General features: G+C 68.0%; 27 protein-coding genes, 2 tRNA genes and 1 pseudogene. 15 read left to right on the top strand and 15 right to left on the bottom strand.

Translation table 11 applies throughout. From position 1 onward, the window contains the following. Positions 1-45: 45 nt before the first annotated feature. Positions 46-3,165, bottom strand: a complete 3,120-nt coding sequence (locus D8670_RS07855; RefSeq protein ID WP_162994223.1) for a bacterio-opsin activator domain-containing protein — start codon at positions 3,163-3,165, stop codon at positions 46-48. Between the two features lie 223 nt (positions 3,166-3,388). Here D8670_RS07855 and D8670_RS07850 point away from each other — a divergent pair, with 223 nt between their 5' ends. Both D8670_RS07850 and D8670_RS07845 read left to right on the top strand, forming a co-directional pair. Next, on the top strand, positions 3,389-4,294 hold the full coding sequence (locus D8670_RS07850) for a DUF4097 family beta strand repeat-containing protein (protein ID WP_121817496.1): 906 nt from the start codon (positions 3,389-3,391) through the stop codon (positions 4,292-4,294). A gap of 92 nt (positions 4,295-4,386) precedes the next feature. Then, a complete protein-coding gene (locus tag D8670_RS07845; protein ID WP_121817495.1) occupies positions 4,387-4,644 on the top strand; it encodes a DUF5789 family protein in 258 nt (85 codons plus the stop codon). Positions 4,645-4,706: 62 nt separating this feature from the next. Here D8670_RS07845 and D8670_RS07840 read toward each other — a convergent pair whose 3' ends face one another. Next, positions 4,707-5,624, bottom strand: coding sequence for a DUF7983 family protein (locus D8670_RS07840; protein ID WP_121817494.1), 918 nt, complete (start codon positions 5,622-5,624; stop codon positions 4,707-4,709). A gap of 122 nt (positions 5,625-5,746) precedes the next feature. Continuing rightward, positions 5,747-6,082: pseudogene (locus tag D8670_RS07835) on the bottom strand (glutaredoxin family protein); the annotation flags it as partial. A 104-nt stretch (positions 6,083-6,186) separates the two neighbouring features. Here D8670_RS07835 and D8670_RS21640 point away from each other — a divergent pair. After that, positions 6,187-6,321, top strand: a complete 135-nt coding sequence (locus tag D8670_RS21640; RefSeq protein WP_255458973.1) for a hypothetical protein — start codon at positions 6,187-6,189, stop codon at positions 6,319-6,321. A 131-nt stretch (positions 6,322-6,452) separates the two neighbouring features. On the opposite strand, the gene D8670_RS07830 is transcribed toward D8670_RS21640, so the two are convergent. Then, positions 6,453-6,527, bottom strand: a tRNA-Val gene (locus tag D8670_RS07830). Positions 6,528-6,688: 161 nt separating this feature from the next. On the opposite strand from D8670_RS07830, the gene trpD reads away from it, so the two are divergent. The 4 genes from trpD to trpG are packed head-to-tail and all read left to right on the top strand — an operon-like array spanning position 6,689 to position 10,663. Next, the gene (gene trpD / locus D8670_RS07825; RefSeq protein WP_121817492.1) at positions 6,689-7,693 is read left to right on the top strand and encodes an anthranilate phosphoribosyltransferase; all 1,005 of its coding nucleotides are present in this window, start codon (positions 6,689-6,691) and stop codon (positions 7,691-7,693) included. Then, a complete protein-coding gene (locus D8670_RS07820; protein ID WP_121817491.1) occupies positions 7,690-8,409 on the top strand; it encodes a phosphoribosylanthranilate isomerase in 720 nt (239 codons plus the stop codon). Before trpD ends, D8670_RS07820 begins: the two co-directional genes overlap by 4 nt. Further along, positions 8,406-10,082, top strand: coding sequence for an anthranilate synthase component I (gene trpE, locus D8670_RS07815; protein WP_121817490.1), 1,677 nt, complete (start codon positions 8,406-8,408; stop codon positions 10,080-10,082). Before D8670_RS07820 ends, trpE begins: the two co-directional genes overlap by 4 nt. Continuing rightward, positions 10,079-10,663, top strand: coding sequence for an anthranilate synthase component II (gene trpG / locus D8670_RS07810; protein ID WP_121817489.1), 585 nt, complete (start codon positions 10,079-10,081; stop codon positions 10,661-10,663). The genes trpE and trpG overlap by 4 nt, the downstream gene beginning before the upstream one ends. 62 nt (positions 10,664-10,725) lie before the next feature. Here the strand turns inward: trpG and D8670_RS07805 are convergent, their stop codons facing one another. Beyond that, a complete protein-coding gene (locus tag D8670_RS07805; RefSeq protein ID WP_121817488.1) occupies positions 10,726-10,926 on the bottom strand; it encodes a DUF8029 family protein in 201 nt (66 codons plus the stop codon). A 512-nt stretch (positions 10,927-11,438) separates the two neighbouring features. Between D8670_RS07805 and D8670_RS07800 the strand changes: the two genes are divergently transcribed. The 3 genes from D8670_RS07800 (at position 11,439) to D8670_RS07795 (ending at position 15,196) form a co-directional block, all read left to right on the top strand. Next, positions 11,439-14,621 carry an adenosylcobalamin-dependent ribonucleoside-diphosphate reductase gene (locus tag D8670_RS07800; RefSeq protein WP_121817487.1) on the top strand — a complete coding sequence of 1,061 codons (3,183 nt, stop codon included), beginning with the start codon at positions 11,439-11,441 and terminating at the stop codon, positions 14,619-14,621. Positions 14,622-14,755: 134 nt separating this feature from the next. Further along, the gene (locus D8670_RS21815) at positions 14,756-14,923 is read left to right on the top strand and encodes an HVO_2523 family zinc finger protein (RefSeq protein WP_162994222.1); all 168 of its coding nucleotides are present in this window, start codon (positions 14,756-14,758) and stop codon (positions 14,921-14,923) included. A gap of 87 nt (positions 14,924-15,010) precedes the next feature. Continuing rightward, complete coding sequence (locus D8670_RS07795) at positions 15,011-15,196, top strand: hypothetical protein (RefSeq protein ID WP_121817486.1); 186 nt, start codon at positions 15,011-15,013, stop codon at positions 15,194-15,196. Position 15,197: 1 nt separating this feature from the next. Here D8670_RS07795 and D8670_RS07790 read toward each other — a convergent pair whose 3' ends face one another. Then, the gene (locus D8670_RS07790; protein WP_121817485.1) at positions 15,198-15,851 is read right to left on the bottom strand and encodes a TVP38/TMEM64 family protein; all 654 of its coding nucleotides are present in this window, start codon (positions 15,849-15,851) and stop codon (positions 15,198-15,200) included. A 95-nt stretch (positions 15,852-15,946) separates the two neighbouring features. Here D8670_RS07790 and D8670_RS07785 point away from each other — a divergent pair, with 95 nt between their 5' ends. Continuing rightward, the gene (locus D8670_RS07785) at positions 15,947-16,300 is read left to right on the top strand and encodes a DUF5830 family protein (protein ID WP_121817484.1); all 354 of its coding nucleotides are present in this window, start codon (positions 15,947-15,949) and stop codon (positions 16,298-16,300) included. A gap of 12 nt (positions 16,301-16,312) precedes the next feature. On the opposite strand, the gene D8670_RS07780 is transcribed toward D8670_RS07785, so the two are convergent. Further along, positions 16,313-17,335: a DUF7115 domain-containing protein gene (locus tag D8670_RS07780; protein WP_121817483.1), complete on the bottom strand. Its 1,023-nt coding sequence runs from the start codon at positions 17,333-17,335 to the stop codon at positions 16,313-16,315. A 106-nt stretch (positions 17,336-17,441) separates the two neighbouring features. Here D8670_RS07780 and D8670_RS20820 point away from each other — a divergent pair. After that, positions 17,442-17,592 (top strand) — tRNA-Met (locus tag D8670_RS20820). A gap of 63 nt (positions 17,593-17,655) precedes the next feature. Here D8670_RS20820 and D8670_RS07775 read toward each other — a convergent pair. After that, on the bottom strand, positions 17,656-18,333 hold the full coding sequence (locus D8670_RS07775) for a hypothetical protein (RefSeq protein WP_121817482.1): 678 nt from the start codon (positions 18,331-18,333) through the stop codon (positions 17,656-17,658). A gap of 312 nt (positions 18,334-18,645) precedes the next feature. Here D8670_RS07775 and D8670_RS07770 point away from each other — a divergent pair, with 312 nt between their 5' ends. Beyond that, on the top strand, positions 18,646-19,143 hold the full coding sequence (locus D8670_RS07770; RefSeq protein ID WP_121817481.1) for a hypothetical protein: 498 nt from the start codon (positions 18,646-18,648) through the stop codon (positions 19,141-19,143). Between the two features lie 104 nt (positions 19,144-19,247). Here D8670_RS07770 and D8670_RS07765 read toward each other — a convergent pair whose 3' ends face one another. Continuing rightward, positions 19,248-19,457, bottom strand: coding sequence for a hypothetical protein (locus tag D8670_RS07765; RefSeq protein ID WP_121817480.1), 210 nt, complete (start codon positions 19,455-19,457; stop codon positions 19,248-19,250). 130 nt (positions 19,458-19,587) lie between these two features. Here D8670_RS07765 and D8670_RS07760 point away from each other — a divergent pair, with 130 nt between their 5' ends. Next, on the top strand, positions 19,588-20,220 hold the full coding sequence (locus tag D8670_RS07760; protein ID WP_121817479.1) for an RNA 2'-phosphotransferase: 633 nt from the start codon (positions 19,588-19,590) through the stop codon (positions 20,218-20,220). On the opposite strand, the gene D8670_RS07755 is transcribed toward D8670_RS07760, so the two are convergent. Continuing rightward, positions 20,221-20,574, bottom strand: a complete 354-nt coding sequence (locus D8670_RS07755; RefSeq protein WP_121817478.1) for a DUF7344 domain-containing protein — start codon at positions 20,572-20,574, stop codon at positions 20,221-20,223. 122 nt (positions 20,575-20,696) lie between these two features. On the opposite strand from D8670_RS07755, the gene D8670_RS07750 reads away from it, so the two are divergent. Further along, on the top strand, positions 20,697-21,260 hold the full coding sequence (locus D8670_RS07750; RefSeq protein WP_121817477.1) for a helix-turn-helix domain-containing protein: 564 nt from the start codon (positions 20,697-20,699) through the stop codon (positions 21,258-21,260). 25 nt (positions 21,261-21,285) lie between these two features. On the opposite strand, the gene phoU is transcribed toward D8670_RS07750, so the two are convergent. Genes phoU through D8670_RS07725 form a run of 5 tightly spaced genes read right to left on the bottom strand, consistent with a single transcriptional unit; the run spans position 21,286 to position 25,749 of the window. Further along, positions 21,286-21,963, bottom strand: a complete 678-nt coding sequence (phoU, locus tag D8670_RS07745) for a phosphate signaling complex protein PhoU (RefSeq protein ID WP_121817476.1) — start codon at positions 21,961-21,963, stop codon at positions 21,286-21,288. A gap of 5 nt (positions 21,964-21,968) precedes the next feature. Then, positions 21,969-22,844: a phosphate ABC transporter ATP-binding protein PstB gene (gene pstB / locus D8670_RS07740; protein WP_121817475.1), complete on the bottom strand. Its 876-nt coding sequence runs from the start codon at positions 22,842-22,844 to the stop codon at positions 21,969-21,971. Positions 22,845-22,846: 2 nt separating this feature from the next. Continuing rightward, the gene (gene pstA / locus D8670_RS07735) at positions 22,847-23,758 is read right to left on the bottom strand and encodes a phosphate ABC transporter permease PstA (protein ID WP_121817474.1); all 912 of its coding nucleotides are present in this window, start codon (positions 23,756-23,758) and stop codon (positions 22,847-22,849) included. Positions 23,759-23,792: 34 nt separating this feature from the next. After that, positions 23,793-24,731 carry a phosphate ABC transporter permease subunit PstC gene (gene pstC / locus D8670_RS07730; RefSeq protein WP_121817473.1) on the bottom strand — a complete coding sequence of 313 codons (939 nt, stop codon included), beginning with the start codon at positions 24,729-24,731 and terminating at the stop codon, positions 23,793-23,795. A gap of 46 nt (positions 24,732-24,777) precedes the next feature. After that, positions 24,778-25,749, bottom strand: a complete 972-nt coding sequence (locus tag D8670_RS07725; RefSeq protein WP_121817472.1) for a PstS family phosphate ABC transporter substrate-binding protein — start codon at positions 25,747-25,749, stop codon at positions 24,778-24,780. Between the last annotated feature and the right edge of the window lie 259 nt (positions 25,750-26,008).

Raw genomic sequence — 26,008 nt, 5'->3', positions numbered from 1 at the left:
GTATAGCTAGCCTCGTACCCATCGCGGACAGGGATGGCTATGAATCTAGGCCTCCCCTTCGAACAGCAGGGTAAAGAGCTTCCGCTGGGCGGCGCGGAGGTGGTTGTTGAACGTCGGCTGGGAGACGCCGAGCGACTCCGCGATCTCGCCGCCGGTCCGGTCCCGCGGCGTCTCGAAGAAGCCGCTCAGGTACGCCGTTCTGAGCACTTCTTCCTGCCGGGCCGTGAGCCGGTCGCTCACCTCGGCGAGGAAACTGTCCCGCGTCTGGACCGGGCGTTCACGCTCTCGACGACCGACGAGCTCGACGTCCTGATACCGGGACTGCATCATCTCGGCGAACCCGCGAACGTCCGCGTCCTCCGAGAGGTCGACCACGAGGCGGACCTCGTCGCCGTCCGCCGTGATCTCTCTCGGGACGGCCCCGTGGTCGATCAGGGTTCGCACGAGGCTCCGGTCCGTGAGCGCCATCTCGTAGAGGTAACGGTCCCCGCGCTCGGCGACGAGCCTGAGGTCATCGATCTCCGGTGTTGGGTCGACGTGCTCGGCCACCGCCTCGGGGTCCATACCGGAGACGGTGAAAAACAACCGTCCGTGCCCCTCGTCGGGGACGACCCCCTCGAACTCGAAGCGGCCGCCGCCCTCGGAGACGGCCCGCGCGAGCACCAGATCCGGGTCGCGGAGCCGGAACTCCAGTTCGACGACGGAGTCGCTGACCAGCGCCTTCTTGCTCTCGACGGCGTTGATGGCGTGAGCGATCGTATCCCCGAGTTCGGTCAGCACCGCTTGCTCCATCTCGTCGAAGACGCCCGTGTCGTCCGCGCACACGCTCAGGACGCCGTACAGCGACCCGGCGTACTCAAGCGGGATGCTGATCGCGGAGCGGAACTCGCGGGAGAGCGCCTCCTGTCGCCAGGGCTCGAACGGCGGATCGGTGAGCAGGCTTGGCTCCGCCTGCGTCTCCCGCGTTCGCATCGCACGCACTGCCGGTGACTGTTCGGCGTCCGGGCCCGCCGCCACGTGGTCGACCCCGTCGAGGTACCCCTGGTCCGCGCCGGCCCACTGGCGCGGCCGCACCTCGTTCGTCGCCCCCGAGGTGGCGCCGATCCAGGCGAAACAGTACGGGCTCGCGTCGGCGAGTTCCGCGCAGACCGCCTCCTCGATCTCGGCCCGCGTCGTCGCGCCGACGAGCGCCCGGTCGATGCTGCGGATGACCTCGTTGATGCGGTTGAGCCGTTCGAGGGCCTCGTTTTTCTCTTCGAGGGACTGCTCGTGTTCCCGCACCTCGCGCTCGCGCTCCGTGCGGTCGAGCGCGGCAGTCACCGTCGACGCGAGGACCTCCGCCACGTCGACGGTCGACTCGCCGAGGCCGTCCGCCGCGGTCGATCCCACCGCGAGCACGCCGTGGCGACCCAGCGGCACGACGCAGCCGTTCGACGGGGACCCCTCGAACGCCGCATCGTCCGGCTCGCCCCACCGCTTCGTCTCACTCTCGACGAACGCCTTCCACTCGATCCGGCGGCCGTTGTCGATCACTATCCCACCTTCGGTCGCGTCAGCCGCTTCGGGCGTCTGCGCGACCGGTTTCAGGTCTCCGGCGTCGGCGTCGTACAGCGCGACGCTGATCACGGGACAGTCGAGTATCGACCGGGCGGCCGTCACCGCGAGGTCGCTTATCTCGTCGGCCGTCTCCGCTTCGAGCAGGTCCCGGGAGAGGTCGTTGAGCTCGGTCAACTGCTCCTCGCGGCGCTTTCGCTCCGTCATGTCCCGCGTCACCTTCGTGAACCCCTGAAGGTCGCCGTCGTCGTACAGTGCCGTGATCGTGACGAACCCCCAGAACCGGGTTCCGTCCTTCCGGACGCGCCACCCCTCGTGAGTGGTCCGGCCCTCCCTCGCCGCCTCGGCGAGATTGTGCTCGGGAACGCCGTCGTCCACGGCTTCCTCGGTGTAAAACGTCGAGAAGTGCTCACCGACGATCTCCTCCTCCTCGTACCCCTTGATCTGCTCCGCCCCGGCGTTCCAGCTCCGCACGTTGCCCTCGGGGTCGAGCATGAAGATCGCGTAGTCCTGGACGTCCTCGACCATGCGCCGGAACCGCTCTTTTTCCATCTCGAGTTCCCGCCGCGTCCGAACGGCCTCGGTGACGTCCTCGAAGTACACCGACAGGCCGGTTTCGGAGGGGTAGGCGTGGATCCGGAACCAGGCGTCGAGCGGTTCGTAGAACGACTCGAACCGCACCGGCTCCTGACACTCCATCGCTTCCCGGTACTTCTCCCCGATCTCGGTGTCGCGGATATCGGGGAACTCGTCCCACACCGTCTCCCCGATGACCTCGTCGGCGTCGCGGTCGAGCAGCGCCTCCGCCCTGTCGTTCAGGTAGGTGAACTGCCATCCCCGGTCCAGGGAGTAGAACGCGTCCGTTATCCGGCCGAGCGCCTCATCGAGTTCCGACTGCAGGTGCTTCCGGTCAGTGACGTCCCGGACCATACAGACGAGGCCGCCGTCGGTCGTGTGGGCGAGGGTGTGGTCCTCGACGAACTCCTCGTCGTCGCTCCGGACGCCGACCGTCTCCCCGCGCCACCTCCCTGCCTCGTCCACCTGCGGCAGGATCTCCTCCTCGACTCGCTCGACGTCTTCCTCCCTGTACAGCATCGACCAGTGTTCTCCGACCATCTCCTCGCGGTCGTAGCCGTAGATATCCGCGTACGCCTCGTTGACGTAGACGAACTCGCCGTCGGCGTCGAGCAGACCGATCCCCTGGTCCGACGATTCGAGCGCCCGGTACACGTGCTCGGCGTTTCGGGGGAGGTTCTCGGGGACGGACGGCGCGACGTGTTTCGACACCTCCGCGCCGAGGGCGGCGTAGCCGCTGTCGCCGTCGCGTCGAACGAGCGTCGTCGCCCGCCGGTCGTACAGTTCGCGCACCGTCGACCCGGGGGGATCGTCCGCGAACAGCACGAACGGGAGCGTCGGCAGCGCCTCGCGGAGCCGGTCGAGCACCGCCATCGCGTCCACGTCGGGGGGATCGTGCGCGCTGACGACGCAGTCGACGTCTCCCTCGGCGACGCGTGCCTCGACGGCCGCACCGTCCGCGGCTGTCTCGATGGTGGCGTCGGGGAGTTCGTCGGCGAGAGCGTCGGCAGCGTCGTCTCCGGGCCCCAGACTCACGTAAAGAACACGGGGGGTATCACTCATGGTTTGAAATGGGGGAGCGGTTCTCCGAGGGTTAGTGCTACGGCGTTAAGAAGTTCAGTGACGGCGAGCCTGACCTTTGAAAAAACCGAAAGAAAGGTCGGCGGCTCGGACGCCGTATATATAGCTTTTGCAGGGTTGTAGCGGCTGTAACGGTCGGGGGCGCTTTATTACCCGCCGTCGAGAGGTTGGGATTACGATGACCGACTCCACAGCGACCGACGCTTCCGTGGCGCGGCGGACGCTTCTCGCCGCGGCCAGCGCCGCCCTCCTCGGCGGGCTCTCGGGCTGTATCGCGATCGCGACCGACAGGAACGCGGAAGAGACCGTCACGGAGACGGTCGACCCGGCGGGAGCAGACGGCCTGACCCTCGCGACTGAGGTGAGCGACGCGACCGTTCGCGGCGAGGACCGGTCGGACGTCCGGGTCGAGGCGGTCAAGCGGGCCGGCGGCGAGGACGGTCTCGACCAGCTCGAACTCGCCGTCGAGCGCAGCGGGGGGACCGTCGACGTGTCCGCGACGCGGTCGGACGACGACAACTGGATCCGGCTGGGGCCGGGGCCGACGATGGACGTCGAAGTCGTCGTTCCCGAGGGGCTTCCGGTCACGCGGGCGACGGCGAACACCGGCGACCTGCGGATCCGCGGCGTCGACGGACCGACGACCGTCGAGACGAACACCGGGGACGTCGACGCGGCCGACGTCCGCGGCGACCTGACCGCCGAAACCGACACCGGCGATCAGGAGATAGACGGGGTCGACGGGACGGTGTCGACCCGGGCCGACACCGGGGACGTCACTGTCCGTCAGTCGACCGCCGTCGACAGAGTGCGGACCGACACGGGCGACGTCGACGCGGAGATACCGTCGCTGTCCGGGGACGCCGAGGTCGAGACGGACACCGGGGACGTCTCGCTGGCGCTCTCGCGAGAACTCGACGCGGCCGTCACCGTGTCGACGAACACGGGCGATATCACGGCCGACGGGTTCGACGACCCCGACACGGAGACCGAGACCACGTTCGTCGCGGACCTCGGCGACGGCACGCACGCGCTCCGGGTCACCACCGACACCGGCGACGTGCGCCTCTCCGTGACGGAGTGACCGCCGGCCGACGGCCGCCGTCTGTCTCGGGAGCGTGTTCGACCGCGGGCCGTGCCCTACCTCTATGCCCGTTGCACCCGTAGTCGTAAGACATGGGAAGAAACGTCAAACTCAACGAGCTGGAAGCCGTCCTGAACGAACTCGACTACCCGGCGTCGCGGGAGGCCGTCGCCGAGGAGTGCGACGACGTGACGCTGGTCCTCGCGGACGGCGAGGAGAACCTCGGCGACCTCGTCGCAGGGTCCGGCGACGAGACGTTCGAGTCGATGGACGACCTGGAGACCGAGGTGATGAACCTCCTGCCCCGGCACGCGGTGGGCGAGCCGTACCAGTCCGAGGGCGACGGGTAACTGCGGTAGTCGATCGCTCCCCCCGTCAACGGGTCTGCCGCTCGACGCCCGCGACAGCCCGGCTACCCCGCCGAGAGAGCCTCGTCGAGTCGCTCTTCGAGGTCGGCGAGGTCGTCCCGTAGCTCCGCACCCTCGTCGAGTTCGTCGATGCGGTCGACCAGTCCGCGGAGCCGCGAGAACTTCTCGCTCTCGTCGACGCCCGTCTTCTGGACGTACACCTGCTCGTCGGTGTCGTACACCTCGTCCTCGGTCAGGTCCGTGACCGCCACCACGACGTCCAGCTTGTCGGGGTCGACGCCCATCACCCACTCGTGCGGGATGTCGTGCTCGTCGAGCGCGTCGAGCACCGTCTCGTCGTCCTTCGGCCGGCTCCGCTCGCGCGTCGTCCGCCGGACCGTCCCGAACCGACCGCGTAGCTCCTGGTCCGGGCCCAGGCGGTCGAGCAGTGGCTCGCCGACCGAACTCCTGACGCGGTCCGCGCCGCGCTGGACGTCCGACAGCACGACGTACAGATCGGTCAGCGCCTCGGTGTCCAGCGACGCCGGGTCCTCGGCGTCCAGCCGTTCCAGCAGGTCCGCGAGCAACACGGCGTCGTCGTGGACGCGCTCCGGTGGCGTCCGCGCCTCCTCCGGCGGCACGAGGTGCGGACTCTCCCCGTCGTCGCCCTCGTCGGGCGTCCGCGAGAGGGTCTCGCCGTCCGAGACGACCGCGGGGGCGAGACTCAGGACGGCGGCGTACGGTTCGACGCCGGCCGGCAGGTCCTCCAGCGGAATCGGTCCGTCGTCGAGGCGGTCCGCGAGCACCTCGAACTGCCGCCGGTTGAGCCGGCGCTCCTCGCCGCCGTCGTGAAACCGGACGACGACGCGGTCGTCGAACGTCGTCTCGATCCCGAACGGCCGCTCCGAGACGGGCGTCACCAGTTGCGCTTCCGGGTCGAGCCGCTCGCACTCGTCGCGCACGCTGTGCCAGATGTCGCTCATGGCTCACACTACGCCGCGCAACCGGAAAAGCGCCGGCCGGACCGTCAGAACGGCGCGTCGACGCCGGCGTCGTCGGCGTCCGACGCGTCGGCGTCGGTCTCCACCTCGTCCGGGTCGACGTTCAGCGTCTCCGCGAGCTCGCCGCGCTCGTCGAGCTCCGCGAGGATGTCGCTCCCGCCGACGAACTCGCCCTCGACGAAGGTCTGGGGCGTGGTCTCCCAGCCGCTGTGGGCCTCCAGCGCCTCGCGGAACGCCTCGAGGTTCTGGAGCGTGTCGACGACCTCGTAGTCGTCGCGGTACTTGTCGATCAGCCCGAGCGCGCGCTCGGAGTAACCGCACTGGGGCATCAGCTCCGTCCCCTTCATGAACAGGACGACCTCGTTCTCCTCGATGGCCGCGTCCACGCGGTCGCACACCTCGTCCGCGTCGATCTCCGGCTCGTTCGGGTCGAAAGGCATTACGGGTACGTTCTGCGCCTGTGGTGATAGGGCTTGTGACGGTATATCGGGTACGACTCCGACTACGGGGATAATTAATGAGTCGTCGGAGCGAACGGACCAGTATGACCGATCCGAATCAGGGGGAACCGGAGGGCCTGCACCGGTGGCGGCGAAGGCTCGTCTACGCCGGCAGATGGGCGTTCGACGTGTTCCGCGGCCACGCTCGGGGTCGGCATCTCGACGACCGGCGGGAGTGAGGGTAGAACGCAGGTCTGACGGAGGAACCTATTGGGCAGATCGAACCCCGTCGTTACGCTACGCTCCCTGATTCATCGTTCGACGTCTCGAATACACCTGGCGCTGGCAGAGCAGCGTCGGAAGAATGTAGTGGGTTTGGGCAGATTTGAACTGCCGGCCTCCTCCATGTCAAGGAGGTGTCATAACCAGACTAGACCACAAACCCCGTCTGGTGCTTGCCTGCACTAACCGGTAGCCGGGGGATATAATTGAAGGTTTCGAATTCCGACGCCGTATGGGAATCGGCGACGACCGCGCCGGCGACAGCCTTAAGTTGATGTACAGATTTGTACACTACAACACGAAGTAATCCATCGGTGCCCCATCATGCAGGAACACATCGAACGCGTCAGTGACGGCGCGGACCTGACCCAGTCGGAAGCGCGCGAGGCGGCGACGGCCGTCTTCGAGGAAGCGACGGAAGCGCAGATCGGCGCGCTCCTGGCGGCGCTGCGGGCCAAGGGCGAGACGGAGACGGAGATCGCGGGCTTCGCCGAAGGGATGCGCAACGCGGCGCGGACGATCGATCCGGACCGGACGCCGCTGGTCGACACCTGCGGCACGGGCGGCGACGACTACGACACGATCAACGTGTCGACGACGAGCGCCATCGTCGCCAGCGGCGCGGGCGTGCCGGTCGCCAAGCACGGTAACTACTCCGTGTCCTCGTCCTCCGGGAGCGCGGACGTGCTCGAAGAGGTCGGCGTGAACGTCGAGGCCGAACCGCCGGCCGTCGAGGAGGCCATCGAGGACGACGGCATCGGCTTCATGCTCGCGACCGTGTTCCACCCCGCGATGAAGGCCGTCATCGGCCCGCGGAAGGAGCTCGGGATGCGGACGATCTTCAACGTGCTCGGGCCGCTGACGAACCCGGCCGGCGCTGACGCGCAGATCGTCGGCGTGTACGACCCGGACCTCGTGCCGGTGCTCGCCCGCGCACTGGCGCGGATGGACGTCGAGCGCGCGCTGGTCGTCCACGGCTCCGGCATGGACGAGATCGGGATCCACGGCGAGACGACGGTCGCCGAGGTATTCGGCGACGAGGTCGAGGAGTACACTCTGACGCCGGCGGACCTCGGCCTCGAACAGTACGACGTCGAGGCGGTCGCGGGCGGTACCCCCGCCGAGAACGCCGAGGACATGAAGGGGATCGTCGAGGGCGACGTGACGGGCGCGAAGCGCGACATCATCCTCGCGAACGCCGGCGCGGCCATCTACGTCGCGGGCGAGGCCGAGAGCCTGGAAGCGGGCGTCGACGCCGCCCGCGAGGCGATCGACTCCGGCGAGGCCGCGAGGAAGCTCGCCGACCTCCAGTCGGCCGTGGCGAGATGACGCGGGCGAAGATCTGCGGGATCACCCGCGAGGCGGACCTCCGCGCGGCCGTCGACGCCGGCGCGGACGCCGTCGGGTTCATCTGCGACGTGCCGGTCGACACGCCCCGCGAGGTGTCGCCCGAGCGCGCGGCCGAACTGGCCGCCGCGGTCCCGCCGTTCGTGACGAGCGTGCTGGTGACGATGCCGGAGAGCGCCGCGGCCGGCGCGGACCTCGTCGAGCGCGTCGGCCCCGACGCGGTGCAGGAGCACGGCGACCTCTCCCCCGCCGCGGTTGGCGACCTCCGCGCGGCCGTCGACGCCGACGTGATCAAGTCTGTCGACGCCGCGGAACCGGAGCGCGCCGCCGAGTACGACGGCGTCGCGGACGCCCTGCTGGTCGACTCCGTCGACGCGGCGGGCGGCGGCGGCACCGGCGAGACCCACGACTGGGAGCGCACCCGCGAGGCGACGGCCGATCTGGAAGCGCCCTTGATCCTCGCCGGCGGCCTCACGCCCGACAACGTGACCGAGGCCGTCCGCACGGTCGACCCGTTCGCGGTCGACGTTGCGAGCGGGGTTGAGCGCTCGCCGAGCGAGCGCGATGCTCGTCGGGGAGCGGAGCGAACCGACGGCGTCGAAGCGGAGGGCGGCGTGAAGGACCACGAGGCCGTCCGCGCGTTCGTCCGGAACGCGACGATCGCGGGGGACGCGGACCGCGAGGGGGTCGAGGCGTGAACGTCGACCGCGAGACGTTCGTCGAGCGCGCGGACGCCGACGGGCCGGTCGTGATCCGCGCGGCCGCGGCCCTCGACGTCGACGTGTCGCCGCTCGCCGCCTACGCCGCGCTGACGGGCCGGACGACCGACGCCGACGCGTCGGACTACTCCTTCCTGCTCGAAAGCGCGGAGAAGACCGCCTCCAGCGACCCGGACGGCGCGTTCCGGCCGACTTCGGCCAACCCGGACCGGCACGCGCGCTACTCGTTCGTCGGGTACGACCCGGTCGCCGTCGCGACGGTCGGCCCCGACGAGACGACCGTCGACGTGCTGACCGAGGAGCGCTACGGCGACCTGATCGCGACGAACGGCGGCGACACCGTCGACGAGCTCCGGGCGGTGCTGCCCGACGCGGAACTGCGCGGCTTCCCGGAGCACGACCGCCAGCACCTGGAGGGCGGCCTCGTCGGCTTCCTCGGCTACGACGCCGTCTACGACATGTGGCTCGACGAGGTGGGGCTGGAGCGCCCGCCCTCCAGGTTCCCGGACGCGCAGTTCGTGCTGAACACCCGGACGCTCGTCTTCGACGACGTGGCGGGGACGCTCGAACTCGTCTGCACGCCGGTGCTCCGCCCGGAGGACGACGCCGGCGCCGTCTACGACGACCTCGTCGCCGAGGTCGAACGCGTCGAGGCGCTCCTCGCAGCGGCGGACGGCCCTGACCCCGGCGGTTTCCGCAAGGTCGCCGAGACCGCCGGCCCGCAGGAGGAGTACGAGGAGAGCGTCCGGAAGGCGAAAGAGCACGTCCTCGACGGCGACATCTACCAGGGCGTCATCTCTCGCAAGCGGGAGCTGTACGGCGATGTCGACCCGCTGGGACTGTACGAGGCGCTCCGGGAGGTGAACCCGTCGCCGTACATGTACCTGCTCGGCTACGACGACCTGCACGTCGTCGGCGCGAGCCCCGAGACGCTCGTCTCCGTCCGCGGTGAGGAGGTGATGGCGAACCCCATCGCGGGCACCTGCGACCGCGGTGCGAGCCCCGTTGAGGACCGCCGCCTCGCGGGCGAGATGCTCGCTGACGAGAAGGAACGCGCCGAGCACACGATGCTCGTCGACCTCGCGCGCAACGACGTGCGGCGGGTCAGTGAGTCCGGGAGCGTCCGCGTCGACGAGTTCATGAACGTGCTGAAGTACAGCCACGTCCAGCACATCGAGAGCACCGTTACGGGGACGCTCGCCGCGGACTGTGATGCCTTCGACGCGACGCGGGCGGCGTTCCCCGCCGGGACGCTCTCTGGCGCGCCAAAGATCCGCGCCATGGAGATCATCGACTACCTCGAACGCGAGCCCCGCGGCCTCTACGGCGGCGGCGTCGGCTACTACTCGTGGAACGGCGACATGGACTCGGCCATCGTCATCCGGACGGCGACCGTCGAGCGCGACGCGGCGCTGCCCGACGGCGACGGGAGCGCCGACCGCGTCACGGTGCAGGCGGGCGCGGGGATCGTCGCCGACAGCGACCCGACCGCCGAGTACGAGGAGACGGAGAAGAAGATGGACGGCGTCCTCGTCGCGCTGGACCGGATCGCGGCGGGCGACGGGGCGGTCGCGGCCGACGGCGAAGCCGGCGACGCGGAGACCCCGTCGGACGGCGGTGAGACGGCGACTGAACTGGGGGGCGAGCGATGAGCGACCCCACGGTACTTTTCGTCGACAACTTCGACTCGTTCACGTACAACCTCGTCGAGTACGTCAGCGAGCACGCCGACACCGAGGTGCTGCGAAACACCGCCTCCCTCGACGCGGTGCGCGCGGCCGACCCGGACGCGATCGTCGTCAGTCCGGGGCCGGGCCACCCGGCGAACGAGCGCGACGTGGGCGTCACGAACGACGTCCTCCGGGAGGTCAGCCCCGAGGTGCCGACGCTGGGCGTCTGCCTCGGGTTCGAGGCGGCCGTCCACGTCTACGGCGGCGCGGTCGGGCGCGCGCCGGAGCCGATCCACGGGAAGGCGTACCCGATCGAGCACGACGGCGAGGGCGTCTTCGCCGGGCTCGACCAAGGCTTTCGCGCCGGACGCTACCACTCGCTCATCGCCACGGACGTGCCGAACTGCTTCGAGGTGACGGCGGTGACCGACCACGACGGGACGGAGATCGCGATGGGGGTCCGCCACCGCGAGCACCCCATCGAGGGCGTGCTGTTCCACCCGGAGAGCGTGCTCACGGCCGTGGGACACGACGTCATCGAGAACTTCCTCACCGGGCTGTGAGCGCCCGCGGCCGAGCGCCCACTGGCGGTGGGTCTCCGCGGCTCGTCCTTCCGCCGCGGCGTTCAGAACGGGACCAGGCTGACCGCGTAGAGCGCGGCGACGACGACGCCCGCGATCAGCAGCAGCTTCCAGGCAATGCTCAGGACGATGCGCCCGACGAGCACGATGACGGCGAGGGCGACGATCGCGACGAGGAGCTTGCCGAGCGGCGAGTTCGCGACGCCGGGGAGCTGGAGCAGGGCGGCCGGTAACTGCGCGTACATGTCCGGATCACCTCACTGACTGACCATAAGTTTGCTGTCCGATCACCTCGCCCGCGGCCGCGGACTGACGGTTCCGTTCGGATCGTGTCAGCTGTCGAACGGGCCACGGTGATTAACACCCGCCGGCCCGTACGTGACCGCGGATGGGACGACTCGATCACCCGCGACGCGACGCCGCGAGCGCGACCACTCTCACCGGCCCGAGCCGCCGGAACTCCGTGACGGCGCGCCGATCCTGTTGTTTCACTTCCACTTCGATGACTAGCCATCTTTATTATACGTCCGCACACAGTAGTGGGCGTACCGAACGCCGACTTCGCGCGGGACGCGGAGACCGGCAACACCGACCGCGATCAACCACGCAGATACATCTGCGACCGAAACCTGTTGAAAAAACTGAAAGCCAAACTGTTAATTAGCAGGCTTCAGTACCCAATCTTCGCTACGAATGAACTGCCACACGACGCACGCCGACGACCGAACCGCCCGACGGCCGACAGGGGGTGCCGCGCATGAGTAACGCGGACCTCACGGCCGACGAGATCACCCTCCCGATCAAGCGCACCGAGGGCGACACCCTGCAGGAGCGCCTGACGGGTAACGCCTACCACAACATCCTCCCCGCGCGCTACCTCCGCAAGGACGCCGACGGCGAACTCATCGAGGAGCAGGAGGACCTCTTCGAGCGCGTCGGCAAGAACATCGCGCTCGCCGAGGCCGTCTACGAGGCCGAGAAGCGCGGCGAGGAGGTCACCGTGACGCCCGACCAGCTCAAGCCCGACCACCCCCGCCGCGACGAGCTCGCCGAGGAAGTGTTCGGGAAGGGCACCACCGTCGACGACGTTCGTGGGAGCGAAGCTCCCACGAGCCAATCAGAAGCTGACGCTTCTGATGACGACGCCGAGACGACCCTCTCGATCTACAACGTCAACAAGTTCTCCTACGAGACGGTCGTCCCCGAACTCCCCGACGGGGTCCGCGAGCACGTCGAGGAGACCGCCGAGGAGTTCCAGGACATGATGGAGAACCTGGACTTCATGCCGAACTCGCCCACCCTGATGAACGCGGGCGACGAGCTCCAGCAGCTCTCCGCCTGCTTCGTCGACTCCCCCGAGGACGACATCGACGACATCCACCAGACCGCCAAGGAGGCCGCCCAGGTGTTCCAGTCCGGCGGCGGCATGGGCTACGCGTTCTGGCGGCTGCGCCCCTACGGCGACGCCGTCGGTTCCACCGGCGGCATCGCGTCCGGCCCCATCACCTTCATGCGGACCTACGACCAGATGTGCGAGACCATCGCACAGGGCGGCGCCCGCCGCGGCGCCCAGATGGGCGTGATGCGGATCTCTCACCCGGACGTCATCCAGTTCATCCACGCCAAGAACAAGGACGTCTCGCTGGCCCACTCCCTCCGGCTCAACGACCCCGACGACTACACCCACAACTCCTTCAAGGAGGCCTTGGAGGAGGCCCGCGACCTCATCACCGAGGACGGCAAGGTCCCCAAGCACCTCCGCAACGCCGCCGAGGGCCACCTCTCGAACTTCAACATCTCCGTGGGCGTCACCGACGACTTCATGGAGGCGCTGGAGAACGGCGAGGAGTTCACCTTCACGAACCCCCGCACCGGCGAACCGCACGTCGCCACCGAGGAGACGAAGGAGCTGTACGAGATGTTCGACCTCGGCGAGTACGTCGAGGTCGGCGAGGAGCTGTCCGTCCCCGCGGAGGTCGTCTGGGAGGACATCGTCGAGGGCGCCCACGAGAACGGCGAGCCCGGCGTCATCTACCTCGAACGCGTCAACAAGGAGCACTCCTTCGACGTCGAGGAACACCCCGACCACCGCATCCTCGCGACGAACCCCTGCGGCGAGCAGCCGCTGGAGGAGTACGAGGCGTGTAACCTCGGCCACATCAACCTCTCGACGCTCGCGGACCTCGACGCGCCGGACTGGCGCGTCTGGTACGACGAGCACGCCGACGAGTACGACTCGCTGGAGGCGTCCGTCGACGACTTCCTCGACGAGGCGCTCGACGTCGAAGAGCTCGACCGCCGTATCGAGAAGGGGACGCGCTTCCTCGAGAACGTCGTCACGATGTCCGACTTCCCGGTCGACAAGATCGAGCAGAAGGTCCGGGAGATGCGCAAGATCGGCCTCGGCGTGATGGGGCTCGCGCAGCTGTACATCCAGCTCGGCATCGAGTACGGCAGCGAGGAGGGCAACGAGGTCGCCCGGCAGGTCATGCGCCACATCAACCACGGTTCGAAGCGGGCCTCCCACGAGCTCGCGGAGGAGCGCGGCTCCTTCGACGAGTGGGACAAATCGAAGTACGCGAACCCCACGGAGTACCGCGAGTGGTTCGAGAAGCAGACCGGTCTCGACGCGGACGACTGGGAGGACGGCTACCCAATCCGCAACCACAACACGACGACCATCGCCCCGACCGGCACCACGTCGATGGTCGGCAACACCACCGGCGGCTGCGAGCCCATCTACAACGTCGCCTACTACAAGAACGTCTCCGACGACGTGCAGGGCGACGAGATGCTCGTCGAGTTCGACGACTACTTCCTCCGCGTGCTGGAGGAGAACGACCTCGACGTCGAGGCCGTCAAGCGGGAGGCCCAGGAGCAGATGGCGAACAACGAGTTCGACGGCGTCGAGGGGCTAGACACTGTCCCGGACCCGATCGGCGAGCTGTTCGTCGTCACCGGCGACCTCTCCGGCAAGGACCACGCCGCCGTGCAGTGCGCCTGTCAGGAGGGCGTCGACTCCGCCATCTCGAAGACGTGCAACTTCCCGAACGACGCCACGCACGAGGAGATGGACGAGGTGTACCGCTACATCTACGAGAACGGCGGGAAGGGCGTCACGGTCTACCGCGACGGCACCCGCTCGAAGCAGGTCCTGACCACGCGGGCCGAGAACAAGGACTTCGCCGACGAGGGCGAGGCCGCGGAGGCGCTCGTCGAGCAGATCAACGAGGTCTTCGGCGGCGTCGAGGCGTTCCTCGACAACGAGGACGTCCGCGCCGCGCTGGACGAGGAGGTCGACGAGATCCTCTCCGGCGCGGACGGCACCGGCGACGCCTACGCCAAGGAGCGCCCGCGCCCCGATGTGCTCCACGGCGTCACCCAGCGCATCGACACGGGCTACGGCAAGCTGTACGTCAACATCAACGAGGACGAGAACGGCGAGCCGTTCGAGCTGTTCGCCAACATCGGCAACTCCGGCGGCTTCACCGCCTCCTTCACCGAGGCGCTCGCGAAGATCATCAGCTTCGCCCTGCGCTCGGGCGTCGACCCGTACGAGATCGCGGACGACCTGCAGGGCATCCGCAGCCCGAAGGTCGCCTGGGACAAGGGCGAGCAGATCCAGTCCATCCCGGACGCGATCGGCACCGGTCTGCGGCGCTACCTCGACGGCGAGATCGAGAAGGCCTACCCGCAGCAGAAGAACCTCACGGAGATCGACGAGACCGAGGGTACCGCCGAACCCGAGACCGACGGCGGCGCACAGGTCGAGTCCAGTGCGGAGACCGACGCCGGCCCGCAGGCGGACGCGGGCAGCACCGACCAGCAGGACATCATCGACGCCGGCGAGAGCCCCGAGTGTCCGGACTGCGGGTCGATGAGTCTCTACTACTCCGAAGGCTGCAAGACCTGCGAATCCTGCGGCTGGAGCGAGTGCTGAGGTAACGCGGTTCGGTCGCGGTTTCGTCTTTCTCTCTTTCTGCGTCGTCGACAGCCGCCGGTAGCGCCCGTCGGACCGGTCTCGGGGCCCGTCGGTCAGAACGCTTAGCAGGGAGCGCTCCGAACCCGAACGTGATGGACGAGGACGACGCGGCTACGGGCGACGGGGGCAAGGACAGCGCCGGTGGCGACGGCGGTCGGCCGTGCCCGATGTGCGAGGCGCCGATGTATCGCCGGCACTGCAAGTACGTCTGCCCGCAACACGGCGTGGTGATGGACTGCAGCGACAATTTCTGGGTCTGAGGCGTTCGATACGGGGTACTCGTGCGGTACCGCGCGGCCGGGACACGAGCACGCAAGGTTGGTACGTCCGCCCCGCCACCACCCGCTATGAGTGACGCCTGTACCTACTGCGGAAGTGACGTGTCCGACCACGATCCGGTGTTCGTCGAGGAGGAGGTCGACGGCGATCGAGAGGAGGCCGGGCGGTTCTGCAACTACGCCTGCCTGTCGGCGCACATCGAGGAGGCGGGCCTGACAACCGGTGCGTGCTGTCGGATCGACCTCGCCGAGTGAATCACGCGGCCGCGGTCGAGCTGCCGAAGTACTGATAGGCGGGACCGGCGAGCAGCAGCGCCGCCGCGGCGACGCAGGCGATCACCAGCGGGAGGCCGACCTCGCCAAGCCCCTCCGCGGCGACGCGCTCCGCGGAACTCCCGACGACGACGGCGGCGATAGTCCACGGGAGTTCGCCGAGCACCGTGCCGAGCGCGAACGCCGGCAGCGAGACGCCGCTCGCGGCCGCCGTGCAGGTGACGGCGTCCGCCGGGATCGGCAGCAGGCGGGCCGCCGTGACGCCGCGGACGTGGCCGGTCGACCCGAAGAAGCGGTCGCCGGCGTCGCCGAGGTGGCCCCAGAAGCGGCCGTCCCCCGCGAGCCAGCGCACGCCGAGAAACGGCGGCATGGAGGTCACCACCGCGCCGGTGAGCGCGACGGGGACGCCGGCGGCGACGCCGTAGCCGTAGCCAGCGAGGATGGCGACCGCGGTCGTCGGCCACGCGAGGAACGGCCGGACGAGATAGATCGCGAGGAGGGCGACGCCGAACAGGAGCGGGTCCGCGGCCGCCGACGCCGCGGCGGACAGGGCGGCCTCCGGCGATGCGAGGAGGCTCGCAGCGGCGACGGCGCCGAGCGCGGCGCCGCCGGCGGCAGTTCGGCGGTCGATCTGCATCGAACGCAGGTCGTCGGGTGCGCCTTGAAACCTTTGTGGTCGCCGGGCGCGCCGCCGCGCAACGTTTAATCCGGTCGGCGAGCGACTGTCGGGCGATGGACGAGACGGTCGAGCTCGGCGTCGAACTCCTGCGGAACCTGGAGCACGAGGAGCTGTCGGTCGCCGACGCGGTCGACCGCATCGAGACGATCACGACGAACCCGACGCTCACCAGGACGATCCTCGACGAGGCCGAGAAGCGGGGCGTCGTCGAGCGCGAGGACGGCATCATCCGCCCCTCCGGGGGCGCGTTCGTCCGGTTCGAGAGCCAGGTCGTCCAGAAGGAGGGCGAGTTCACCTGCGAGCGCTGCGGCGCGGGCCTCTCGACGGGTCACTTCATCAAGTTCGAGTCCGGCGAGGTCGGCCCGTTCGGCAGCTCCTGCATCCGGAAGGTGACCGGGAGAGAGTGAGACGACCCGCGGTCAGCGACCGCGGCTGAGTTCGTCGATCAGCTGCTCGATGGTCTGGCGCTGCTGCTCCAGGAGTTCGTTCTGCTCCTCGACGACCTCGCGGAGCTCGGCCAGTTCGTCGGCGACGTCGTCGGACGCGCCCGCGTCGCTCGACGTGGCCGGTTCGAAGCCCGCCTCGTCGAACCCGTCTTCGGAGTCGTCCCCCTCTTCGCCGCCCGACTCGACGGTGCCGACGCGGGCCCCCTCCGCCGCGTCTTCGGGGTCGTCCGCGGCGGCGTCGCTGTCGTCCGCCGCGGCCTCCGCCTCCTCGGTCGACGGCGGGTCGGCGTCGAGCGGGTCCACGCCCTCGCCGAAGCCCATCTCGGCGTCCTCCTCGGCGTCCTCCTCCGGCTCGTCGCCTCTGAGGGCGTCCGCCAGTTCTGCCTCGCTGGCGACGTCGTAGTACGAGCACAGCGCCTGCGTGAGCCGCTGGCGGAGTTCGCCGATCTGCTCGTTCGGCGCCTTGATCCGCTGAGGTCGCCCGTTCACTTCGAGGACGATCTGCGTCGCGACGCTGCCCTCCTCGAAGTCGAGTCCGGTCACGTCCGCGAAGCGGTACTCCTCGTACTCCTCGTCCCACACCGCCTCGCCGACGTGCTTGACCAGCCGGTCGCTCGTGATCACGATGGTGAGCTCGCTGAACCGGTAGGTCTGGTTCACCGACTCGCCGGGCTCGGTGACGCCGCTGGCGTTCAACACGCCGGCAAGCACCGGGTGCAGCGCCGTGTCCGCCTGCTTCGAGGGGAGGGTGAACTCGCGTTCCCCATCAATCGCGTAGTCGAGCGTGATCTTCGTCTTTCGCCGCCCTTCGGAGACGGTGAGTCGCTCCGCGTCGTGGGGGTACTCTTCGACCGTTTCGTCGCTGAGGAGCCCGTCCGCTCGGTAGATAAGCGTCCGCGTCGGGGTGACGAACAGCTCGTCCTCGCCGCCTATCGAGACCCGGGCGGCGACGTTCTCGTCGCCGAGGGAAGACTCCACGATACCGGGAACGTCCATGCTCACACTGAGCGCCGGACGTGTCTTAAATCCGAGGGCCGTATCCCCGGCTCCCGTCGGTCGATATGAGAAGTTTAAAGACTATCAGCCGACTACCGGAGAGTGAGCCCGGGTGGCTTAGCTGGACATAGCGCCGCACTCATAGGGTTCTGAGATTCGGTGCGGTATCGCCTTGGAAGCTCTCCGTGTCCCTGAGGCCCGCCGAGCCTCGAACCTGGGACATGCGGAGATCGAGGGTTCGGAGCCCTCCCCGGGCACTTTTCGAACTGCCGCGAATCACGTCTGAGCGGCGGCGTCGCGGCTACGTGAGGCGGAATCGCTCACTCCACTTCCACTTCCCACTCCCCGTTCGTGACGACGCGGATCCAGCCGGTCCCGTCGATCTCGACCGACTCCTCGCCCTCGAACGACCGCATCTCGCTGAACACGCTCGTGCTGTTGCCATCCGGGTCCAGCACCGCGACGTTGAACACGCCGTTGCTGGCGTAGCTCCCGGCGAACGTCGTCTCCCCGGAGAACTCGACGGGGCCCTCGTAGTCGGGCGACTCCCCGGAGAAGGACAGCGGCGGTTGGTCGGCGTCGCTGCCCGACTGCCGGGGCTGGCTGATCTCGACGCTCCAGTCGCCGACGGCGGTGACCGCCAGCGCGTACGTCCCCTGGTCGACGCCGTACGGGATCCGGCCCCGCCACTGGCCCATCTCGTTCGCGACGAACTCGACCGTGTTGCCGCTCGACTGGTCGACGAGTTCGACCTGAAACCCGCCGTCGCCGGCGTGTTCCATGTCGAAGGCGGCGATGCCGCCCTCCAGTTCGAAGGTGTCGGTCGTGGTCTCCCCGCTCCCGTCGAACAGGATCGGGTCCGACCCGCCCTCGCTCGTCGTCGATCCCGCGTTCCCGTCTGTTCCCGTCGTCGCGTCGCCCGGTCCGGCGTTGTCGCCGTCGCTGGAGCAGCCGGCGAGCGCCAGCGCCACGACCCCGAGATACGTTCGGCGTTTCACGTCCCGCCATTCAACGATACCCGTGGTAAGTAACGGGGGTCGCGTCAGACAGCCGTCTGGCGTTCTTTTCACTTCCCGCTCCCCGGTAGCGTAGGCGGCTCCCCGGCGTCGCTCCGGCGGGACTGTGGAGACCGACGAGAGGACTAGCGTGTGCGCGGCAGTACCACAACGAGGGCCCGCCGGGCGACACCGACCGCGCAGGGAGCGAGCGTCGACGGCCCCGTCGGGGCGCCCGGTCGAGGGTTTTTGCCCTCCGGACAGTTATCTAAACTATCCGATTGATTTATCCGGCGTGGCGTTGCCGGGGTGTGCATGTTTAACGTGTTACTCGCGGTGCTCGGCGCGGCGACGCTGACGGCGCTGTACCTCTGCGTGGCGTACGGAGTCGTCGCCGCGGTCTGGATCGTCGGCTCGCACGTCGGGGCGACCGCGGACCCGGCGGCGATGACCGAGATCGCGCTGGTCGGGGCCGCGGCCCTGTTCCCGGTCTCCGCAGGGCTCTGTCTCTACTGGTTCTCGCCCGGGACGGTACGCGACGAGACTGTGGCGGTGCTCCGGGAGCGCTACTCGCGACGGGCGGAACGCAGAAGCGACGAAGCACCGACGGCGAAGACGGAGCGGCGAGACGCTGACTCGCCCGCGACGGAGACTGGACCCGACGGTACGAGCCCGACGGGGACGGCGTCGGAAGCGACCGACAGTGACGACCGACCGGTCCCGGCGTCCGGGTCGCCGGCGGACGAGCGGGACGACGGCGATGGCGAAGCCGAAACGGACGGCCGGACGCTCGTCGAGAACGCGTCCCGGTGACTGCCCCGGCGGCCACCGTTACGCGACGCTCGGGCCGGCAGCGGGCCGACGCATGCGGTCGCCGCCGATGCGGGTAGCGCCGGCGAGGAGTCGTCGCGGTCCACTCACCCGGTAACGTAGACGCGGTCGTCCGGCCACACGTCGACCCACCAGCTGGCGTTGCACTCCGCGCAGGTGTAGTGCTCGCGCTTGACGACGGTCTGTCCGTTCTCGAACGTCTCCCGCTCCTCGCCCCGCCGGGAGGCGTTCTCGTTCCCGCACTCGGGACACTCCTGTTCGGCCTCGGCGTCACGCGTCGGTCGTCCGAGCTCCATGCACGTGAATGCGACGTTGAGCAAGTTAATCTCCACTGTCAGTCGCTCGGAATGCGTCGCGACGGCCCCCTCGGCGTCGCGTTGTCCGGGTCTCGCTTCGCTTTTGTCCCGCGGCCGACTACCGCCGCCCATGTCCGGAGTTCGCGACTGCGAGGCGCACGGCTTCTTCGCCGGCGGCGAGTGCCCGGTCTGCGGCGACGGCGGGCGCCGAGTGCTCTCGGACCGCCGCCGCACTCGGCTCTCGAAGTTCCTCTCCGGCGCGCTGCGGCACTTCCCGTCGGACGCCGGACTGTCCCTCGACGACGCCGGGTGGACCCCGTACGCGGATCTGGTCGACGCGGTGACCGGGAAGTACGACTGGGCGGACGAGAAGTCGGTCGCGGGCGTCGTCGCGACGGACCCGAAGGGCCGCTTCGAGCGCGACGGGGACCGCGTCAGGGCGGCCTACGGGCACTCGGTCGACGTCTCGCTGGAGCCGACGGACGCGCCGGTCCCGGACGAACTCTACCACGGTACCGCCCCGGAGAACGTCGAGAGCATCCTCGCCGAGGGTCTCAAACCGATGAGGTGGCAGAAGGTGCACCTCTCCGCGTCGACGGCGGGCGCACGGTCGGTCGGCGAGCGCCACGCCCCGGATCCGGTCGTCCTGCGGGTCGACGCGGCGGCGATGCTGGCCGACGGGCGGCGTGTCACGAAGCGGGGGCGGGACACGTACACGACCGACTGCGTTCCCGCCGAGTACCTGACGGCGACCGACGGGTGATCAGAACTCGCCGAGTTCCTCGGCGGTGTCGAGGTACGACGACACCGACTCGACGCCCTCCGCGTCGACCACGCGGTTGTCGCCGGCGTCGTACTCGATCAGGCCGGTCGCGTCGAGTTTCGGGAGGTGCTTGTGGTGGAGCGCGATGCGCAACTCCCGCCGCGGGGGAGCGCCGGCTCGGTCGCCCACTGCGTCGGCGATGGACTCGAGCCCCTCCGGGGGATCGGCCTCGTGCAGATATCTGAGTATCTGCCGCCGCCGCCGGTCCGCGAGTACGGAGAAGACGTCGTCGCTCGGCGCGCGTGCGGAATCGGCGGAGGAGTCCTGCGGGGACCGCGTGTTGCTCTTGACCATGTGACTCGCTTCGAGAGACAGGGGAAAAAGCGTCGAGCCAAATCATTTAGGCAGTCGACCGGGTTCGCCGGCGGTCCGTCGCACCTAAAGAACCAAACCCCGGGAGCCACTATCCGGACGCGATGAGCGGAGACGAGGAGCGTCAGTGGGCGTACGCCGAGGGGCTGGACGACGACCGGATCCTCGACGTGTTCGAGGGGGCCGCGCCGCTGCCGACCGCGGCGATCGCCGAGCGCGCCGGCGTGACCGAGCAGACAGCGGCGGCGAAACTGGTCGAACTCGCTGACGAGTGGCGCGTCCGCCGGAAGCGTCCCGGCGAGGGCCCGTCCGTCTGGTACCGTCCGACGTCCGCGTTCGGTGACGAACCGGAGCCGACAGAACGCTCCGTCGACGACGCTATCGACGCGCTCGACGTGCCGGGGACCAGCGGCATGATGCGGGACTGGCGACGCGACGCCGTCCGCGCCGCGTTCGACTTCTTGGCCGAGGAAGGGACGGTCGAGGAGCCCGCGTTCCGCGAGGAGGTGTACCCGGCGCAGACGGCCAGCTACGACGACCCCGACGCGTGGTGGGCGATGGTCAGGCCTCGCCTGCGGACGCTGCCCGGGGTCGACGCGCCGACCTGGCGGTCCGAGACGACCTGGCAATTCGACGAGGACGCGGTGAGCGCGGTAGACGAGACGTGAGAGAGATCGCGGAGAAGCGAGCGGCTCAGTAGATCAGTTCGTCGTCGTTCTCGACCATGTACAGCGTCCGCGCGCAGATGTTGACGGCGTGGTCGCCGACGCGTTCGAGGTCGCGGATCGTGAGCAGGAGCCGCGAGACGTCCTGGAGCAGTTCCTCGACGTCCTCCTCGTCGGTCGTCTCCAGTTCCCGCTCGATCAGGTCGCGGACGACGGTCTCGCTCGCGCGTTCACAGAGCGCGTCGAGGTCGTCGTCGCTCGCGGCGATCTCGCGGCACTGCTCGGTGTCCTCGCGGGCGTAGGCGTCCATCGCCTCCTCGATCATGTCGAGGGTGACGGTGCCGATCTCCTGTACGTCGACCTCGGGGAACACGTCCTGATTGGCCTGCAGGGTGTACTCGCCGATGTTGGTCGCGAGGTCGCCGACGCGCTCGAGGTCAGTGATGATCTTGAACGTCGCCGCGATGAACCGCAGGTCGCTGGCGACGGGCTGCTGGAGCGCGAGGAGGTCGATGCAGTCCTGTTCGAGGCCGAGGTACATCCGGTTTATCTCGTCGTCGCCGTCGATGACCTCCCACGCCATGTCCTCGTCTTTCCGTTCCAGGGAGTCAAGCGCCATCCGGAGGCGCTCGAGGACGACCTCGCTCATGTAGAGCACGTCCTCCTCGAGCTCCGTCAGCTTGTCCTGGTAGTTCTGTCGCGCCATACGATCTATCCGAACTTCCCGGTGATGTAATCTTCGACGCGCTCGTGCTCCGGGTTCTCGAAGATCTTGTTCGTGTCGTCGAACTCGACGAGCTCGCCGCCGGTGAGGAAGACGGCCGTCTTGTCGGAGATGCGGGCCGCCTGCTGCATGTTGTGGGTGACGATGACGACCGTGTAGTCCTCGGCGAGCTCCTCGATGAGGTCCTCGATCTGCGAGGTGGCGACGGGGTCGAGCGCCGACGCGGGCTCGTCCATCAGCAGGACCTCCGGGTCGGGAGCGATGGCGCGGGCGATACAGAGCCGCTGCTGCTGCCCGCCCGAGAGGTCGAGCGCCGACTCGTCGAGGCGGTCTTTCACCTCGTCCCACAGCGCCGCCCGCTTGAGCGCGCGCTCGACGCGCTCGTCGAGGTTCTCCGTGTCGTCCTGGATGCGGAGGCCGTAGGCGACGTTGTCGTAGATGCTCTTCGGGAACGGGTTCGGGGCCTGAAACACCATCCCGATTCGACGCCGCAGGACGACCGGATCGACGTCGTCGTCGTAGACGTTCTTGCCCTCGAAAAGCAGGTCGCCCTCGATCCGAGCCGCGTCGACGAGGTCGTTCATCCGGTTGATACACCGCAGGAACGTCGATTTACCACAGCCCGACGGGCCGATGATCGCGGTGACTTTCTTCGCCGGGATCCCGATGTCGATGCTCTGGAGCGCCTGCTCGTCGCCGTAGAAGACGTCGAGATCGCGCGCCTCGATGACCGTTCGTGTCTCGTGCTGTACGCCCGTCGCCTCGTCGTGACCGGCCGCCTCGGACCCGGGACTCGGTGCGATGAGAGACTCGTCGTCCGTATCTGGGTCGGGGTCGGCACTGGTCATTTCTTCTCGTGACATGGTTATTGCCGCCGCTGATATTTGTTCCGAATGAGTATCGCGCTCGCGTTCATCGCGAGGAGTACTACCAGCAGGGTGACGACGCCGGCCGCCATCACGCCGTACTGGAACGCCTCGGACGGGTACTCGACCCACGAGTAGATCTGCATCGGCATGGCGCTAAACTTGTCGAAGAACCCGTTCGGCGGACTGAACACAGTCGTCGCGACGCCGACCATGATGAGAGGCGCGGTCTCACCGATCGCCCTGCCGAGCGCCAGGATCGTGCCGGTGAGAATGCCGGGGAGCGCCTCCGGGAGAACGACGCGCCTGACGGTCTGCCAACGCGTCGCACCCATCCCGTAGGACGCCTGACGCATGGAGTCCGGCACGCCGCGGATCGCCTCCTGCGCCGAGATGATGACGATCGGGAGGATGAGCAACCCGACGGTGAACCCGCCGACCACGACCGTCCCGCTCCCCATCCCGATATACCGTACGAACACTGCGAGCCCGAGTAGCCCGTATACGACGGACGGAACGCCGGCGAGATTCCCGATGTTCACCTCGATGAGCTTGGTGAACCTGTTGTCCGGGGCGTACTCCTCAAGGTAGATCGCCGCACCGACCCCGACGGGGAACGCCGACAGGGCGATCACGACGAGCATCATGATCGACCCGATCAACGCGGGGTAGATTCCCGCCCGTTCGGGGAAGCGCGAGTGAGCGCTAGTGAGGAAGTCGAGGTCGATCCAGGGTGCCTCCGGTTCGAAGAGGGCGAGGGCGTCGGACACCACATACGCCAGCAGCGCCATCACCATGAGGATGCCGAACAGGGTCGCCCCGAGACAGGCGTACTCGAACGCTTTACCCTTCACTTCGCCCGTCGTCGTCCCGGTGCCGAACCAGTCGCGGTCGTCGGTACCCGTCGCCATCAGGCGGTCACCTCCGTTCGACCGCGTCGTTCGATCATCGGTACTCCTCCCGGTAGCGCGCGGCCACCCAGTTGCTTATCAGGTTCATGACGAAGGTTATCGCGAACAGCGTCAGTCCGATCGCGAACAGTGCCTGGTACGACGTCGATCCGCTGGGGACGTCGCTCAGGCCGAGCTGGATCATCGCCGCAGTCATCGTCTGGATCGATTCGAACATCACGGTGTCGACGTTCCCGGGCGTCACCAGACGGGGCGTCATCCCAGCGGCGACCGTGACGATCATGGTCTCGCCGATCGCCCGCGAGATGGCGAGGATGAACGACGAGAAGATGCCCGAGATCGCCGCCGGGACCACGATGCCGGTCGACACCTCGAACTTAGTCGCGCCCATGCCGTAACCGGCCTGTCGAAGCGAATCGGGAACGGAACTCATCGCGTCCTCGCTGATGGAGGAGACCATCGGCACGATCATGATCCCGACGACGATAGAGGCGCTCAGCGCGTTAAACGTCGACAGGGGCAGGAACGCGTCGAGCGCGGGCGTGATGTACACCAGCGCGAAGTAGCCGTAAACCACCGTCGGGATACCGGCCAAGACCTCGAGGGCGGGTTTGATTATCGACCGAACGCGGGTCGTGGCGTACTCGCTCAGGTATATCGCCGCCGCCACGCCGATCGGGAGGGCAACGGCCGCCGAGAGGACCGTCACGAGCAGGGTGTCCGTGATCAGCGGGAGGACGCCGTAGCTGTACGGTCTGATCTCCGGGCTCCAGTTCGTCCCGGTGTAGAACGCCACCGGAGACACGTCCGCGAAGAACTCGAGCGCGTCGAACAGCAACGTGGCGACGATCCCGAACGTGACGATGACGGACAGCGCCGCGCAGGCGAAAAACAGGACCCGGACGGCCGTCTCCTTGGCCGTCCGGACCTGCTCACCGCCCGTGAGATCGACGTTACTTGGATCTCCACTCATTGAAGGGTTCCTCTGGTCGTAGGCAGATAAATAATCCTTTCTCGCTCTACGAGGAGACGTCCTCGATGTTCGACTCTAGCTTGTCGAGGCTCTCGTCCCGCTGTTCCTCGCTGGACGGCACGTAGCCGATGTCGCTCACCAGCTCGCTGGACGACTGTTCGAGGTAGAACCGTAGGAACTCGCTGACGGGCTCCCGTTCGAGTGCGTTCTTGGCGGCGTAGATGAACAGCGGCCGAGCCATCGGGTAGGTGCCGTCCTTGGCGTTCTCCAGGCTCGGCTCTGCGCAGCCGGAGCCGTCGTCGATCTGCAGTGCCTTGACGCGGTCCTGGTTCTCGGCGTAGTAGGAGAAGCCGAAGTAACCCATCGCGTACTCGTCGCCCTCGACCCCCTGAACGATGCGATTGTCGTTTTCGGTAGCCTCGTAGTCGCTCCGGTGACGCCCGGACTCGCCGTTGACGTACTCGCTGAACCAGTCGAACGTCCCGGAAGTGGAGGCGGCACCGTACAGCTGAATCTCCTCGTCGGGCCAGTCGTCGCGCACGTCGCTCCACCGCTGTGCGCCGTCGGGTTGCCAGATCTGGTTGAGCTCGTCGACCGTGATGCAATCGACCCAGTCGGCCTGCGGGTTCACGACGACGGTCACCGCGTCCTTGGCGATCTGAAACTCCAGCGGCTCCACGCCGTTCTCGGAACACGTCTGTTGTTCGTCCTCCGTAATCGGCCGCGAAGCACCGTTGATGACGCTGTCGCCCGGACAGAACTGCTTGCTGAAACCGCCGCCCGTGCCGGTCTTGTTCAGCGAGATGTCGACGCCCGAGTGCTCACGCTGGAACTCCTCGGCCATCGCCGCTGACACGGGGTGAACCGTACTCGACCCGGAAATCGTGAGCGACCCGGAAAGGCCGTCGCCTCCGCCGCCACCGCCACAGCCAGCGAGAGCGGTAGCGGTCGCTGCGCCAGAAGCGGCCATAAACTTCCGTCGCGATATGCTCGACGACTCCCCAGTAGTGTCTGACATCGATCGAAACGAGGGGCCAGACGTAATAAGTAGCCTGCTATGATAGCTATATAGATGTATATACTCAGATTTTGACGGCGATACGATCTCGATCGGACTCCGATCACAGCGGAGCGATAGCCGGAAAATCTGCCCTGGAGCCTGCAACAGAGCGATAGCGAGGATAGACTGTTGAGGGAGAGAACCGTTATCCGGTCAGTTGTCGCGCGCAATCCCTGTCGATCCGCTCCGACCTCCGGCAGAGTATATAGATATAGGT

Origin of the sequence: Halostella limicola (assembly GCF_003675875.1) — an archaeon.
In the GTDB taxonomy this organism is placed as follows: domain Archaea; phylum Halobacteriota; class Halobacteria; order Halobacteriales; family Natronoarchaeaceae; genus Halostella; species Halostella limicola.
The sequence above is the reverse complement of the archived record's forward strand: the minus strand, read 5'-3'. Positions and strand labels throughout refer to the sequence as shown.